Source organism: Marinitoga hydrogenitolerans DSM 16785 (assembly GCF_900129175.1).
Classification (GTDB): domain Bacteria; phylum Thermotogota; class Thermotogae; order Petrotogales; family Petrotogaceae; genus Marinitoga; species Marinitoga hydrogenitolerans.
Window position 1 is genome coordinate 15,781 of record NZ_FQUI01000025.1, and the last position, 17,022, is coordinate 32,802.

Here is a 17,022-nt window from a genome sequence, read left to right on the forward strand (position 1 = left end):
GGGGTGAAAGTATGAAAAAAAGAACTTTATTTTTAATTGCGTTATTAATAATTTTTCTATTAACTTCTTGTTTTAATTTTAGAAATTCAGAAAATACTACAAAAGAAAATTTAAATTCTATCCTTGTTGAAAAAAATGGTGATGAGTTTATAGTGAAATCAAATATAGAAGCTGATTCTTTTGAACTAACAATAGAAAATATAGATGCAAAAAATATTTATATCCCTTCGGAATTTCTAAAAATAATAAAAAAAGAAAAATATTTAAAAATTGCTATTTCTTCACCAAAAACTATTCGTTCTGGAGATATTATTATGAAAATAAATACGAGCAATTTTAAAATTAATAATGTTGAAACTTATAACAGATTTTCCATTACAAAAAATTTTGATTACTATGATAAAGGAGTTTCTTTTGGGTTATTAGGCGATTTTGATTTTGATGGTAGCGTCGGAATAAGTGATTTTTCATCATTTACAGTATTTTATGGCAGTGAAAGATCCAATTTTGATGGCAATATGAAAGATTTTGATTTAATTGATATTGGCCCCGCTAAAAATTTCTCTCATAAAGGCATATGGAATGATATTTTTGATTTGGCAGTTCCTGATGGAAAAATTAGCTTATCAGATTTTTCTATTTTTGCATTTAATTATAGTAAAAATATTATTTCTTCCCAACCAACCATCGTAGTAAATGCAAATACTGATATTTCTGAAATCCAGGATAATATAGAAAAAAATATTGTCAAGGGACTAAAACAAATTCCTACATTAATTAGCACTATTACAGATTTCATAACGAACAATCCTGATCTTATAAACTCAATTTCATCTTCTTTTTTAACAGAAAGTTCTACACCAATTATAAAATATTTAATCAATATGACGGAGGCTACTGAAACTGCATTATTAACGATAATAGAAGATATAAATGAATTTTCTAATCTACTTGGAAGTGTACAATATGGATATTTATATAATGATATTAAATTTGAAATAAATAATTTCGATTGGGATGGTGATGGAACCATTGAAGAAACTTCACCATTAATGTTAAAAATTAAAAATGATGATGGCAGTATTACAAACATGGAATTTTATAAACTTTTCAAGATATATCCTGCTCCTCAAATTGTTGGAATTGATCAAAATGGTGGAGATGCTGTATTTGATTATGAATTATTTTTTGATGAGAATATAGATGAAAATTATACTCCTTCATTTGATAATAATGACTATCTGTTAATAGACGAAGGAACTGTTTCTGGTATAAGTTTAGTCACCAACATTATTGGTATTATAGGAAAAGCTTTATTTATATATGATCTTAATAATCCTTCTTTAAATATCAAAAATGCTATAAATAATGATGAAAACTTGAAAAAATATATTTCTAATCTCTTAATTGATTTATTAAAAAACCCTCCTCCTGCTGATTCAGAAAAAATTTTGGGAGAAGAATTACAAAATTCAATATTTGGAAATATGTTAATCTTTAGAGATTATAATAAATCTATTGAATTAATTAACAACATCAAAAATGATTTATTGTCTCTTAATAAATTAATTAATGTATTTTTTGAAGATAAAATTATGGATTATATTGAAAATTCTCATGACATAACTTCTGGTGAAAAACCTCCTGTTCCAGATTATATATTTAATAATTCAATGAATTTTTTAAAACAAATGGAAGATTTGGCTAATCTTATTAACAATCCATCAGAAAGTGTAGAAATACCTATTGGATATAATCAATCTTTCAATTTATATCCGGGTATATATTTTGATAATCCCACAGATTTTTCAGATTTAAATATTTTCTTACCTGATATCTCTCTTATTTTAACTTATGATTCAACAGAACTTTTGTTCGAATTACCTGATTCTACATTTAAAGGTCTAATAGAAGGTTTAGATTCAACATTTACTATTAATATAGAAGATTTAGGGAAAGAACAATATTTCATATATCAAGACGATATAAGCATTATTGGAACTTCTGTTACTTTAAGATGGCATTTATCCCCTGATTTAAATGCTACAATCACTTATGAAGTATTAATTGATACAAGTGAAGTAAATATTTGGAATTATATAGATGAATATATCAATTCTCAAGATCTGTTAAAATTTATCAAAACGTCTAATACACAAATTACTATTAATTTAAATGAAGGCGATTATTTCTGGGCTGTTATAGGATATGCTGATTTTGGAAATGGTAAAATCGAGAAAATATATCCTGAAAACCCTTATTGGTTTAGTGTATTTTCAGAAGAAAATTATTATTTCATAGATCTTATAAAACCTGAATATGATAGACATTTCACAGAGTCACCAACTATTATTAATTTTGAATGGCAAGCATATTTTCATCAAAATAATGAAAATATTAATATCGATGCGGATTACTATATACTTCATATTGAACAATTAACTGAACCTTGGAATTACTATGATTATCAACTAACTACGACTTCAATTTCTCTTGAATTAGAAAGTGGTATATATGGCTGGTGGGTTGAAGGATACTACACTAATCCAGATACATTTGAAAATATAGACTTGGATAGCCAATATAATAAATTTAAAGTCGGAACCGTTGAGGAAGTTACATATTTTTATCCTATAGAACCTCCAGAATTTATTCAAGCACCTATTGATACTACATCTATGGAAATATATTTCAAATGGGGGGTTAATAATTTACCTACAGAAAAATCATCAAATGATATATTTAAATTATATTATAGAGATGAAGATTCTGAAAATTGGCAAGTTTTTGAAGATATTGATACAATTCGGAACGATGAATTTGGAAATTATGAAGCTGAAGCCTTCGTTGATGGATTTTTACCTAATACCTCATACGAATGGAAAATACGAGCTTATATCAATGATAGTGATTATATTGAAGGCCCAATATGGTATTTCTATATTGAAGAAAGCATATTACTATTAGATTTACATTCAATTCATCCTCTTGATGGGGAAGCAACCACAACTTTAACAAATGAGATAGAATTTATATGGGGATATGATCCTGAATATATTGGAAATTTTGAATTACATATAAAACCTATTGATACATGGGATAACACATATGATACAATAGTAACTCCAACAGATTATGCAACAGATACAGATCCTGTCACCGGAGAAATAACCTTTAATTTTACAAAGATCTTGCCTGATGGCATTTATAAATGGTGGGTATCTATTCCTACTGAAAATTATGATAATTATAAAGAAACAGAACATAGATGGTTATTTGTTAACACAGATGCTTATAAAGTATTATTGGATTATCCAGAACCAATGTCTATATTTGATTATTATACTATTTCATTTGGTTGGCATACTAATTATTTTATTACTGAACATTTAAATGATTTAATTTTTGAAATAATGGATGAAGATGGTAATATTATATATTCAGAACCAACAAATAGCGATAATTGGACTTATGTTACATTTGAAAATGAAGGTTTATATTCATGGTATTTAAAAGATTTTAATGAAAATATTGTTAGTGCCAAATTTGCTTTTGAAATACAAGATTGGTGGTCTCCAACTGAAGAAAATATAATAAATCTATACAATCCGCTAAATGGTGAAATATTTATTTCTACTGAACCATATACAAATCTAACTTTTTCATGGGAAAATATTGATAATATTTATGATTATTCATTCCAGCTCACATCTGCAAAAAAATTCATCGAGACTTCAGTTGGTTATATTGAAAATTTCGATTATCCACAAAATAATTACTATAACTTGGAATTAAAAGATGGAATTTACCTGTGGTTAGTTGAAACAAATGATCTTGAATACAGCAAGTATTATATATCTCCTATAAGAAGTTTTAATATTTTAAAAAATAATGATTTAAAACTAGATATAGATGGACCTTCTAATATGGAAAGATCTACTCCTTTAGATAAAATATCATTTATTGCAACAAGTTTATCAAATTCTCAGATAAAGTATTATGTTTTAATGATGAATGATTGGGGTGAAGTATCCACAAAACCAAATATTTTTGAAAATGATTTAATTGGTAATTCTGGTGATATTATGGAAATAGAGTTATGGGAACTATTTAACGGACAAGAATATGATGGTATTTATTACTATGCTGTAATAGCTGATGATGGAAATAATATAATAATTTCACCTGTAAAATCATTTATGTATGATAACACGTTATATAATAATTTTGTTAGATTTAGTAAAGATCAAATTAATTTAACTGACACAGCCACCTTTTCTATTATTACACAAGGAAATGATATAAATGATGTGAGAGGGTTAGAGATTTATTTAAAGGTTGATCCAGAATCAATATCTATTGATTCCAGTTCTTTGAAAATTGGTTCTAATAATGGTTTTATTAAGTCATCTATTAAATCAAATAATTGGAATAATGAGGAATATATGGAGATTATCATTTCTATATATTCAGATTCAAGTTTTGATTTATCCAATACAGAAATTGCAGAATTTGAAATAAGTAAAAAAGGACTTTTTGCTAATACTTTTATTGATATTATTGATGGTTTTGTATTATTCAAAGATAATACTACACCTATTAGACTTGAAATTGAAAACAATATAGAAATAACAGATTCAGAGTGAAAGGGGGGATTTTGAATGCGCAACTATAAAATTATATTATTTATTGTAATAATAGCATTATTATTAATAGGTTGTGTAAGAGAAACCAATAATTTAAAAAATAATTTAGATAATAATATAACTAATATTATTTATATTGAGTCTTTTGAAAATATTTCTTTCATTAAATCAAAAATAGAAGCAGATTCTTTTGAATTTTTAATTGAGAATATCACATCTGATAAAATTGAAATCCCACCATCTTTTATGAGTATTATAAAAGAAAAGGACGGAAAGATACTTGTGGCTGTTTCTACCTCTGGAATTGCAGAAATTGGGGATACACTTTTAAAAATTCATTCAAAAAATTTCAAAATAGAAAAAATCAATTACTTTTCAAGGACTTCTATAAATAAAGATTTTGAAGAATGGAACCCTTATAATTGGAAGTGGGGTGGATTACTTGGAGATTTCAATTTAGATGGAAAGGTTGGTTTAACCGACTTTGCTTCGTTTATATACTATTATGGAATGGACCCATGGGAAGAAAATGTACCTCCTGAATTTTCAAGATTTGATATAGGACCTGCATTAAATATTGTTAAAAAAGATATATGGTCTAATATATATGATTATAAATTAGAAGACTGGAAGGTTAATATAATAGATTTCTCAATTTTTACAGCTAATTTTGGTTATGATATTACGTTAATTCCTACACCTGAAATAATAACTTTAAACTCAAACACTGATATTTCTGCTATCTCAACAGAAACTTATAGAAATATCGCTTATGTGTTTTTAAATACTCCATCATTAGCGAATGATGTCATGTCTATTTTAAATAATCATAGTAATTTTATAAATTCAATATTCTTATCTTTAGAAAATAATGATATTTTCGAATTAATTACAAATATAATTAATATGCCTGATTCGCTTGAAACCTCTATAATAAATTTAATAGAAAAGATTGGCAACTATGCTCAAAATTTAAAGCTAGATAATTATCTTGATGCAAATTTTAAATGGGAAATAAATGATTTTGATTGGAATGGTGATGGTATAATTAATAATGATATTGAACTACATATTGAAGCAACTGTAACATATACCGATAATCCTGAACCACAAAGAAAAAGTTTAGGTTTATATACAGATCTAATATTAAAAGATTACCAAAATATTGAAAGTATAGAATTTATTGGCATTGATAAAAACACCTTGGGTGATGCTATATTCGATTGGGAATTACTAGAACAATTTAAAAACCAGGGATTTGCTGATGATGGATATTCCCCAACATTTGATACTAACGACTATTTAATCATTGATGAAGGATTTATCTCCATGCTATCTTTTATATTAAACAATATTTATATTCCAAGTAAAGGACTATTCTTATATAATCTGACTACACCTTCTGCAACATTTACAGATATTATCGCATCAGAAACACCAGAAGCTTCATTCATGGAGTTATTTTATAATCTGACTGATGATTATATTATTACTAAGGAAGAATTAATAAACAATATTTTAGGGAATATGTTAAACGCAAGGGATAATTTATTTGAAACAAGTGTTGCATCTATTCAAAATTCTATACTTTCTTTAAAAGATTCTATAAATTATAGTTTACAGGATTCCATAATGGATTATTTATATCAAGATCATGACATTACATCTGGACCAATGGATTTATTTTCAACGTGGGAACTATTTTATCAAAATATTACAAACTTAGCAATTACGGATATAAATTATCCAATGCATATAGGGGGTAATGTTATATTATACCCTGCAGTATTTTTTGAAAATCCAGAAAAATTTAAAGATTTAAATATATACTTGCCAGAAATAACATTAGAAGGGACTATGAATGTAGAATCGATAGAAATAGAAACTATAACCATTAATTTCCCCAATGCTCATTTTGGAGGATTAATCAGCGGAATTGAAAATCCATTAATAATATCTACTATTGATTTCAATCAACAAAATATGCAAGAACCTCAAATAACAGATTATGAAATAGAGGGTATAACAAGAATACGACCAGATGAATTTGGTAATCCCACTCCAGAATTAGCTTTAAGATTTGATGTAAATATTTCTAATCCTGAAAACGTAAAAAATGTCGAAGTATGGAAAAATGACGTATATATAACTGATTTATATTTTGAAAAAGATAATTATTATTATAATGAAAAAATTTTTGATGTTTCTAATTTAAACTCTTATGAAAATACTAATTATACTATAAAAGTGTACGATTATAATGATAATATAGTTGATACAAAAAACATATATTTAGGTGCATTATATCCAGAAAACACTTTGGAAATAACATCCCCAAATAATTTTAATACATATTATTACGGAGAATCCATCACCCTTCAATGGAATAATAACTTAACTTTATTTTATGAAGGTGCTGAAATTAATGTAGCAAAAATTGATGAAACAACATATATGGTTGATTGGGAAAATAGAATAAGAGTTGCTGATGATTATGATCCAGATACTCCAAATTTTTCAATAACTGATCTATCTTATAATATTCCTGCTAATATTTTTGATTCGTCAGGTATGTATTTAGTTGAATTGGTTATTTATAATTGGTCGGAAAACACTTCATTTGAATACCATATAATTATAAATATACTATAATATAAAAAGTATAGCTTCTGCTTTTTGCAGAAGCTATACTTTTCTTTTATATATGATAATTTGGATCCTATCAGAAACATCTTCAGACGTATCGGAAATGTCAGCAATCCTGTGAACTAATTTTTTTAATTGTATTTTTTCTGCAAGAGATATATTTAAAGAAAAGATCTTTCTAATAATATCTCTTTCAATAATATCTGTTTCATGTTCATAATTTTCTGTCTTTAATATCATTTCATTTGCTTTTTCGAAATCTTCAAACATTTCTTTAGCGGCTTCTTTTACTGCTTTATATGTTACCTGGGACTTTTTTATTAATTCTTCTAGATCTGATAATATCTCATCTGGAACTTTTAAATTTTGCAATTCGATTTCATCAGCTACACTTTCTGCCTTATTAGCAATTCTATCCATCGATTCTACAGTTCCCAGTAGATCTCCTCTAAAATTAGGTAGAAATGCTCCAGAATACATTTCTAATTCTGCCTGCCTTCTAATCTTATCTGCTTCTGTTTCTGCATTCCTAACCTCATCCGCTAATTCTTTTATTTTTTCTGTTCCTTTATCTAAATTAATTATCAAATCCTCTAATTTTTCGATAGTATTATCAACAGCTTCAAGATGTTCGTTGAATAATTCAATAATTTTTTTCTCTTTTTTTCCAAAAAATAAACCCATAACAATACCTCCTTTATACGGCTACTTTAAATATTACTTTTAATACAAAATATATCAATGCTGTGATTAGTCCAGCGGATATCGGTGTATTAACCCATGCACTTAAAATTTTTAATAAAACCTTTTTATTTGTTAATCTAGAACCTCTTGCATATCCTGCACCTATTACAGCACCAACTATAGCTTGGGAAGTTGATACTGGTATTCCTAATAAAGCATATATCCATACAGTTATTGATTCACCTAAAACAGCAATAGCAGCTGAGAAATAATCTAATTCAATTATTTGTGTTCCAACTGTCATCATAACTTTATAACTATATGTTAATACACCAAAAGATATAGCCAAACCACCAACTAATGCCGCCATTGGTACTCCTATTGTACTCGCAAACACACCTGTTATATTGGCAACATTATTTGCACCTAAAGAATAAGCTCCATAAGCTCCTATAATAAGTGTAGCTATTTGAACAACCCTTTCTTTTGCATATATAGACTTAATTTTATTAAAAGGTATAGAAAGAAACTTATAAGAAATATAGCCAAAAATCATTCCCCCAATAGGAGTCCCAATCCAGGCTAGTACTAATTTTAAAATTATTCCCCAATTAACACCACCCTCAATTAATCCAACTGCCATTATAGAACCTACTATTGCTTGTGAAGAGGAAACTGGGACGCCAAGATAAGTCATTATTGTCATTGTTATTGCTGCAGATAAAACCGAGATAGATCCAGATATCAGACTCTGAGCAGTTACATTGCTAATTGTTTCAATACCTTTAGCACCACCAATTATCGCTCCTATAAGAATAAAAATTGCAGAAATAATTGTTGCTACTCTATACCTTACAATTCTATTTGATACAGCTGTCCCAAAAATATTTGCTGCATCGTTTGCACCTAAAGACCATCCAAAAAAAACTGCTGGTAACAAGTAAAAAAACATGATTCCACCTTCTTTACTACGACTTATATAATACTGTATTATACTATAGTATTTTGTTTTTTTAAAATCTAAAAAAAAGGTGTAACTCTCAATTACAATTAGTTAAATCTAAATATTCACGTAATACTTTTTTTCTTAAAAAAAAAATGAGGAAAATTTTTCCTCATTAAAAACCTTTAATATCTGGCAATTCTTCTTTTTTATTAAAAAAGTTCTTTAAATTAGCTAATTCAGTATCTAAAATATCTGGATTAACAATAATTTTAAAACTCAATCCAATTAAAAATGTTTTTATCAATTCCGAACTCCTTTCAATATCATCTAATCCAATTTCATGAATTTTTAAAAATTCTTTGATTACATTAGTAAAATTCATATCTAAAAATTTTGCTTTTCTTGAAACACTTTTTTGTCTATATGGATGCGTAAGAATTTGAGAAAATGCTATCATATATTTTGGTGGTGTAAATATTCTTCTTATTTTTTCTTCTGCTGTTATTGTTTTCTTTTTCAATATTTCACTAATCCATTCATCCAAAATTCCTTCACCTGTTGCCACTAAAGCACCGTCTTTAGAACCAAAATAATAATGTAATGATGCTATTGTCAAATTAGACATTTCAGAAATATGCCTTGTTGTAGCCTCCGATATGGATTCCTCGTTTATAATTTTTATTATAGATTGCATTAGGTTTTCTTTTCTTTTAGCTCTTAAAGTTGGGTTTGGCCTTCTTGCCATAAAAATTAACCTCCTTTTTATCATTTTATAAACAAATTATATCATCATTTTATATGATTGTCAAATCATCTGATATATTTAAATGGTTAATTTTTTGTAACAATTGTCGAACGAAAAAAATTGAGGCGCGTTAACGCCTCAATAAAAGAAAATTTATTCTGCTAATTCTTCATTTTCAATAAGTAAGTTTTTCATTTCTTCAACCATTCTATTATATGCTTCTTCTGCTGTTATTTTATCATATAAGAAATCACTTGTAATTGTTCCTAATGCTCCTCTAATATCATACCATGCTGCTGGTTTTGGATCTGGAACTGCTGTTTTTAATGAATTCAATGCTATTGTTGGTTTTTCATCATTTGCAACATATGATTTCCATTGTGGTGTTTCTACTACATCTTTTCTAACAGGAACATATCCTGTATTTACTGCCCAATATGCCTGATTTACTTTATCTAATAAGAAATTCATAAACATCCATGCTGCTTGTTTTTGTGCATTTGATGCCCAAGCAAACATAATTAAATCTGTTCCTGCTATTGGTGAATGTGGCACGCCATCAACTGAAGGTAATGGTGACCATGACCATTCATATTTTCCTTTAATGGATTTTTCCACATATGGTTTTCCTGCTATTGTTCCCATGTACATTGCTATTTGGCCATTTCCAAATGGATCATTTAAGTATCCACCTTGAACAAATGCTACTTCATCAGATTTCAATTTATACATAAAATTAAGAGTTTTTACTGTTGTATCTTTATCTAAAACTATTTTCCACTTTCCATTACCTGCATATTCTAATACTTTTCCATTCATTGCATATAAGAATGTTTGGAAATCATCTACTGTTGTTCTAAATCCTAAACCATACTGATCAATCTGTCCATCACCATCTACATCTTCTGTTAACTGTGTTGCCACCTCATATAATTCATCTAATGTTTTTGGTGGTTCTACTCCATATAAATCGAATAAATCTACGTTATAATAATTTGTGTAAACACTTTTGTTGAATGGAATAGAATAAATAGTGTCTCCCCATGTACAAATATCTTTAAATACTTGATAAATTTGATTTTCCCATACTTCTTTAAATTCCGCATCACCATAAATAAATTTATTTAATGGTTCAACAATGCCTTCACTTTGAAGATATTTTGATGTCCAATTTGAATATGCTTGAGCAATAACTGGTAAATTATCCCTTGTTCCTTCGTTATAAGCAACAACTGTACTTAACAATTTTCTTGATAAAGCACCATAATTTCCTACATATACAGGTACAACTTCAACATAAGGATTTTCTCTATTAAATGCTGCAACTAATTCTTCTAATGTTTTTCCATGACCCCCTCCCATAGCATGCCAAAATTCCACTTTGATTTTTTCACCAAATGAAAATACCATAACAAATAATAACAAGGTTACTAAAAGTAACTTCTTCACCCGTAACACCTCCCGAATAGATTTGATTAACATTACATTATACTACATCGAATAATATAAAATCAAATTAAATTTTATGAAGTATCTTTAATAATTCATTTTTAATTGTATATAATCCGTTATTATTAACTATTTTAAAGTTATATTTGTATTTTAATTTTTTTTGTGAATTAATTATTTTTTCAGCCTTCCAAAGAGGCATCTTTCTCAGTTCAGTTAATCTTTTTAGCCTATTTTCTTCAGAAGATTCGACAAAGATAATATAATCACATATTTCATCTAAACCTATTTTTTCAATTAATGCTCCATCAATAAAAACTATTTCCTTATTAATTTTTTTTATTTTTTCCTTCACTTTTTCTTTTATAATTGGATGTAATATATTATTTAATAATTCTAGTTTATCATTATTTTTAAAAACAATTTCAGATAATCTATCTCTTTTTATTTCTCCTTTTTCAAATATAAATTCTCCAAAAACTGATTTTAATTTCTCTTTTACTTTTTTCTCCTTAAGAATTTCATGTCCTACTTTATCCAGGTCAACAACACTATAGCCAAGACTCTTTAGAATCTTGGCTATAGTGCTTTTACCACTCCCGGCATACCCAGTTATACCTATTATTTTCATAATATAAATTTTTCCTTTTTCTCAACTTTTTCTTTTACTTCTTTTGCAAATTCTTCGTATCCTTCTCTTCCCATAAGTGCATATGTGACTTTTTTACCTAATTCAACACCTGGTTGATCATAGGCATCAATTTCTAATAACTTTCCCATAATTGCTGTCTGAAATTCATATACAAAGAAAAATTGACCTACGTTAAATGCATTAATTTCAGGGAATATAATTTTCATATTAGGTTTCCCATGTTCTGTTAATGCATATTCTGTTCCAAATAATTCTGTATTTAACAATTCAGATAATGTTTTTCCACCCAAATATGAAAGAGCAGAATATTCTTCATGTACTTTAGGGATTTTAATATCTCTTTCAAATTTTTCTAATTTTATTAAAGTTATAATTTTATCATCTGGACCTTCATTATATAATTGAACTTGAGAGTGCTGATCTGTAGCTCCTAACGCTTTTACTGGTGTTTGCCCAACATTTACAACTTCACCATTTATATTATATTTTTTACCTAAACTTTCTGCCCATAATTGTCTATACCAATCTGCTAATAAGAATAATTTATTGGAATATGGCATCATCACTGAAATATTATAACCATTTTTATAATATAAAAAGTGTAATAAGGCATTTAAAGCTGCCGGATTTTCATATATATTTTTGTTTGAAACTTTTTCAAGCATTGATTTTGCACCATTTAATAAATCAATAACATCGATGCCCCCAGCTAAAGCAGATAATAATCCAACTGGAGTTAAAACACTAAACCTTCCTCCAACTTCAGGTGGAATTTCTAACGTTTCAATTCCTTCTTCTTTTGCTATTTTCCTTAAAATACCATTTTCAGGATCTGTGGTAAATATAAGGTGTTTTTTTGGATCTAATCCATAACTTTCGATTATTCCTCTAGCAATTAAATAATTTGACATAGCCTCTGCTGTAGTTCCAGATTTAGAGATAACGTTAAATAATGTAGTATGCGGATCAATCTGATCTAAAACAGATGCAACAAAATCCGGATCAACATTATCAACTATAAATATCTTTGGAGTTTTTCTATTATTCATATTATTATAATTCAATGGGTTTAATGTTGTTTGTAAAGCTATATTTCCTAATGCAGATCCTCCAATACCTAAAACCACAAAATTGTCAAATGATTGTATCCATTCTTGTATATCTAATATTTTATCTAGATATTTTGTGTTTTTTAGAAGTTTAACAAATCCTGGTTCTTCCTCCAAAATTTCTGAAATTATTTTTTCCATCTTATTTTTATATCCATTGATGTCTTCATATTTTATTCCTTTTTCTATATTAGGATAAAACATATTTGTAAAATCAAATTTTATACCTTTCATATTTTCCCCTCCCTTTTAGCAAAAGTTAATATATCAATATGCTATCTACTTTGATATTTGACAATTTTTCTCTTGGATTTAAAAAGCTCAGTTCTATTAAACATAAAATCCCAGAAACTTCTGCATCAAGTTTTTTTACTAAAGTCTCAATTGCCTTTATTGTTCCACCTGTAGCTAAAACATCATCCACAATTAAAACTTTTTCTCCTTTTGATAATGCATCTTTATGCATTTGTATCCTTGTTTCTCCATATTCTAAAGAATATGAAACTTCAACAATATCATATGGAAGTTTTCCAGGTTTTCTTACTGGAACTAATTTTTTACCTAACTTATATGCTAGGGCTGAACCGAATAAAAACCCTCTAGCCTCAGGAACTATTATTGTATCAAAATCTGAATCTTTAACTTTATCTGCCATAGTATCAATTACTTCTTTAAAAACTTTTGGTGTAGCTAATAATGGCGTAATGTCTTTAAATATTATACCTGGCTTTGGAAAATCAGGTATATCTCTAATATAATCTTTAAAATTCATCTCTATTCCTCCTTCGAATTTATTAACAAAGGTATTTTACCATATTTTTTTTAAAAAACAACATTAAACATCATAAATTTTATAAAAATAAAAAGACCCCATATTAATCAATGGGGTCTTCTTTTTTCTTTAATATTATAAGAATAATTTAATAGAAAAATTATTTTCTTTTCTAATTCAACTAAAGTTACTTTATTTCCCTCTTTCAAAGTTTCAAATGCAGCTTTTAAAACAAGAACTCTTGGATATTTATTTAATGTTATTTTAATTGGATCTAGATTATTAAAATTTTCTTTACTTTCAACATCTAATGTTTTCATTTTTTTATCACTCCCTTCAAAAAAACCCCTTGACAAAAATTAAATTAGATGTTATAATCTAATCGCTTAAATCATATAGGGCTCGTAGCTCAGTTGGTGAGAGCTTCCGGCTCATAACCGGGAGGTCGGTGGTTCGAATCCACCCGAGCCCACCATATCGGGGTTTAAAAGCCCCGATTTTTTTATACCTACTTATTATTTTAATATATTTTATTTTTTTTGTCAAGTTTTTTTGATTTTTATGTTAATTTTTTAATTCTTAAATTGCACATTCTATCTTACTTACACCTATTAACTTTTAAGTAACTTTTTGTTAACTAAAAAATTACTTTGTATTATTCTTTCAACATCACTTATCCCTTTTATTGCTATTCAATTTCAATTAACTTTATGTTATAATATTTATTGATCACTTGATATATTAATAAAAGGAGTGTTTTTATGAAAAAATGGTTAATTTTATTTTTGTTATTTGTTAATTTCACATATCTGTTTGGAGTGAAAATAATTACAACATCTAATGATTCTTTAACTGGGACTTTTCTTTCTATTAATGCTTATCAATTATTTTTTAAAATTGAAAACAAGGTTAATAAATTACCAATCAACGAAATAAAAACTATAGAATTTACTCCAACAGAAAAATCAAATATGTTTTTTTCTCTAAAAAATTATTATACTTTTAAAGGGTATCTTGAAAAAATAGAAAAAGATTATTTTATATTCAAAGATTCTAATATATTATTTAAAATTTATAAAAGTGATTTAAAAATAGCTGTTTCTAAAAATAGAGTTACAACAAATAGAATTTCAACTAAATTCGGAAATTTTCATTTTTCTCCAATTGAGATTATATCTGATAAGTTCTGGAAAATAAAAACAGAATATGGTGAAATGATCCTTCCTTCTATTGTTATAGAATCATCATTTAGACCAAATATTTCAAGTGAAAATAAAAATATTCTTTATTTGAATAATGGTGATTATTTTTTCTATGATACTGTTAATTTAAAAAATTCTTTATTTGATTTTTTTATTTACAATTTTTATATTCAAATTCCAAAAGAAAAAATTTTATTTTTAAAAAATCATTCTTATATCCCCAAAAAAGTAAAATCAAATAAACTTTATAGATTAAATATTAACGACAAAGATTATTATATAGACGATTTTGATATTAAAGAAAACAAAATTTATATTGAAAATAAAATTATAGAAACTCCTAAAATTAAATTTCTTTCTCAAGCAATATTAAATTTATACATTATAAATGATATCTTTTATAGTGGTGTTTCTGCAAATAATAATTCTTTATTCATTTCCGGTTATTCAAAAAAACTTTATAAATTAGATTTAATAAATGGAATAAAAAATATCTATGATTTAAATTCTTATTCGTATGATTTCCCAGTAATTTATAATAATAAGATTTTTCTTTCTGGTTTTAGAAATAATTTGATTGTTATTAACAATGAGAAATCTTTAAAAGAATTTAATGTTGGAGAGTTATATTCAGGAGTTACTATTTTAAATAAAGACAAATATTTAATGCATTTGTGGTCTGACAAATTACTTGTTTTTAATTCAAAAAATGAAACCATTAATAGTTTTAAAATTAAAACCTCAAAAAGAAGTCCTTTAATAGATTATGAAAATAATATTATAGATCTCGATATTTTTGGAAATTTGTATAAATTTGATAATAACTTAAATCCTATTTTTCATATTAGTTTAAATGGAAAAACTGACTATTTCAATATTGATACTAAAAATAATATTTATATATCTGGACCCGATAATAAATTCACAATATTGGATAAAAATGGTAATTTGCTGTTTTCATATAATTTAGATGATATTCCTTATTCTTTTCCATTAATTGATGAATTTGAAAATACAATATACATTGCTTTAAAAAATAAATTTTTATATGCTCTGAATAATGGAGAAATTTTATGGAAAACTTATGTGGGATATGCTCCTGGTACAGGTGTGTTAACTAAAAAATATATTATTCTTACTACTTTAAATCATAATATTATTTTTGTTAATAAAGAAAACGGAAAGATCGAAAAGGAGTATAAACTAGGGTATTCTACTAATTTATCCATGGATGAAAATGGTTTTTTATATTCCGCATCTTCAAAAGGCGTTGTTTCTATTATTGACGTAAATGATAAAGTTGTAAATCAATATAAATTTAATGCACAGCATACAGGTAACCCAAATATAAAATAAAAAAGCCCTTTTAAAGGGCTTTTTATAGTATTTTCACAATATTAATCCACCATTACCTTTATTAGTTTTTTTCATTTGATCCAATTGATTTAACAAATCTGGTGGAGCAACGCTAATATCTGGCGTTTCTGCTTGTTGTAACATTTGTTTTAATTGTTCTTCATATTCTTGCATTTTCTTTTTCATTTCTTCCAAATCTATTTTTATCCAATTTAAAATATCTTTAGACATTTCTTTAGCCTTTTCATCAGGTAACTCTAATCTTTTACCTTCTAATTCTGTATGCGCTTTAAATTCATCTTTAATTGCTTCATTTAAATTCTCTTCTGTCAATAATTCATTTTTATAAAGAATTCTAAGAGCTATATTAGTTCTGAATTTTAAATCTTCCATAGACATTTCCAATCCTTCCAATTTTGCCATTATAACATTTATAAGCTGATCTAATGATACTTGCATTTTATTACCTCCCTTTCTCTTTCTTAATACCATCTTCAAAAATTCTAAAACCCTATTGTTTACAATACTTTCATATTATCTTTTTAAGAGGTTTGCCTCCCTGGTGTATAATACAATTAGTTAAATTATCGTTTAATTCGGTAAAATTAAACTATACACTTTTACAGGGAGGTTAAACCATGAGTAATAATCCTAAACAATTTTATCTCGATTTTGTCTATGATGAATATATGAAATCTAATTCTTCTTTTGCTTATATCCTTACCATTTTTGATTATATTGACTGGTCTCTTGTTCCTGAGATTAAAAACCCTGGTGTTGGTAGAACTGGTTATTCTCCTGTTTCTATGATTAAA

General features: G+C 26.6%; 12 protein-coding genes and 1 tRNA gene. 4 read left to right on the plus strand and 9 right to left on the minus strand.

Annotated features, from left to right (window positions below):
• Nucleotides 1-11 precede the first annotated feature (11 nt).
• A complete protein-coding gene (locus BUA62_RS07550; protein ID WP_072865089.1) occupies nucleotides 12-4,646 on the plus strand; it encodes a hypothetical protein in 4,635 nt (1,544 codons plus the stop codon).
• A 15-nt stretch (nucleotides 4,647-4,661) separates the two neighbouring features.
• Nucleotides 4,662-7,298 carry a hypothetical protein gene (locus BUA62_RS07555; RefSeq protein WP_072865091.1) on the plus strand — a complete coding sequence of 879 codons (2,637 nt, stop codon included), beginning with the start codon at nucleotides 4,662-4,664 and terminating at the stop codon, nucleotides 7,296-7,298.
• 33 nt (nucleotides 7,299-7,331) lie between these two features.
• Here the strand turns inward: BUA62_RS07555 and BUA62_RS07560 are convergent, their stop codons facing one another.
• From BUA62_RS07560 to BUA62_RS07595, 8 genes are all read right to left on the minus strand, one after another.
• A complete protein-coding gene (locus BUA62_RS07560; RefSeq protein ID WP_072865093.1) occupies nucleotides 7,332-7,976 on the minus strand; it encodes a TIGR00153 family protein in 645 nt (214 codons plus the stop codon).
• Nucleotides 7,977-7,989: 13 nt separating this feature from the next.
• Complete coding sequence (locus tag BUA62_RS07565; RefSeq protein WP_072865094.1) at nucleotides 7,990-8,928, minus strand: inorganic phosphate transporter; 939 nt, start codon at nucleotides 8,926-8,928, stop codon at nucleotides 7,990-7,992.
• A gap of 166 nt (nucleotides 8,929-9,094) precedes the next feature.
• The gene (locus tag BUA62_RS07570; protein ID WP_072865096.1) at nucleotides 9,095-9,667 is read right to left on the minus strand and encodes a TetR/AcrR family transcriptional regulator; all 573 of its coding nucleotides are present in this window, start codon (nucleotides 9,665-9,667) and stop codon (nucleotides 9,095-9,097) included.
• A 153-nt stretch (nucleotides 9,668-9,820) separates the two neighbouring features.
• Entirely contained in the window at nucleotides 9,821-11,116 is a 1,296-nt protein-coding gene (locus BUA62_RS07575; RefSeq protein WP_143148345.1) for an extracellular solute-binding protein, read from the minus strand.
• A gap of 67 nt (nucleotides 11,117-11,183) precedes the next feature.
• Nucleotides 11,184-11,747, minus strand: a complete 564-nt coding sequence (gene coaE, locus BUA62_RS07580; protein WP_072865100.1) for a dephospho-CoA kinase — start codon at nucleotides 11,745-11,747, stop codon at nucleotides 11,184-11,186.
• Complete coding sequence (locus BUA62_RS07585; RefSeq protein ID WP_072865102.1) at nucleotides 11,744-13,111, minus strand: glucose-6-phosphate isomerase; 1,368 nt, start codon at nucleotides 13,109-13,111, stop codon at nucleotides 11,744-11,746. Before BUA62_RS07585 ends, coaE begins: the two co-directional genes overlap by 4 nt.
• Before the next feature lie 25 nt (nucleotides 13,112-13,136).
• Nucleotides 13,137-13,649, minus strand: a complete 513-nt coding sequence (locus BUA62_RS07590; RefSeq protein WP_072865104.1) for an adenine phosphoribosyltransferase — start codon at nucleotides 13,647-13,649, stop codon at nucleotides 13,137-13,139.
• Between the two features lie 107 nt (nucleotides 13,650-13,756).
• Nucleotides 13,757-13,969: a hypothetical protein gene (locus BUA62_RS07595; protein WP_072865106.1), complete on the minus strand. Its 213-nt coding sequence runs from the start codon at nucleotides 13,967-13,969 to the stop codon at nucleotides 13,757-13,759.
• A gap of 78 nt (nucleotides 13,970-14,047) precedes the next feature.
• Between BUA62_RS07595 and BUA62_RS07600 the strand changes: the two genes are divergently transcribed.
• A tRNA-Ile gene (locus BUA62_RS07600) sits at nucleotides 14,048-14,124 on the plus strand.
• Nucleotides 14,125-14,410: 286 nt separating this feature from the next.
• Nucleotides 14,411-16,207, plus strand: a complete 1,797-nt coding sequence (locus BUA62_RS07605; RefSeq protein ID WP_072865107.1) for a hypothetical protein — start codon at nucleotides 14,411-14,413, stop codon at nucleotides 16,205-16,207.
• Between the two features lie 33 nt (nucleotides 16,208-16,240).
• On the opposite strand, the gene BUA62_RS07610 is transcribed toward BUA62_RS07605, so the two are convergent.
• Nucleotides 16,241-16,666: a hypothetical protein gene (locus BUA62_RS07610; protein WP_072865109.1), complete on the minus strand. Its 426-nt coding sequence runs from the start codon at nucleotides 16,664-16,666 to the stop codon at nucleotides 16,241-16,243.
• Between the last annotated feature and the right edge of the window lie 356 nt (nucleotides 16,667-17,022).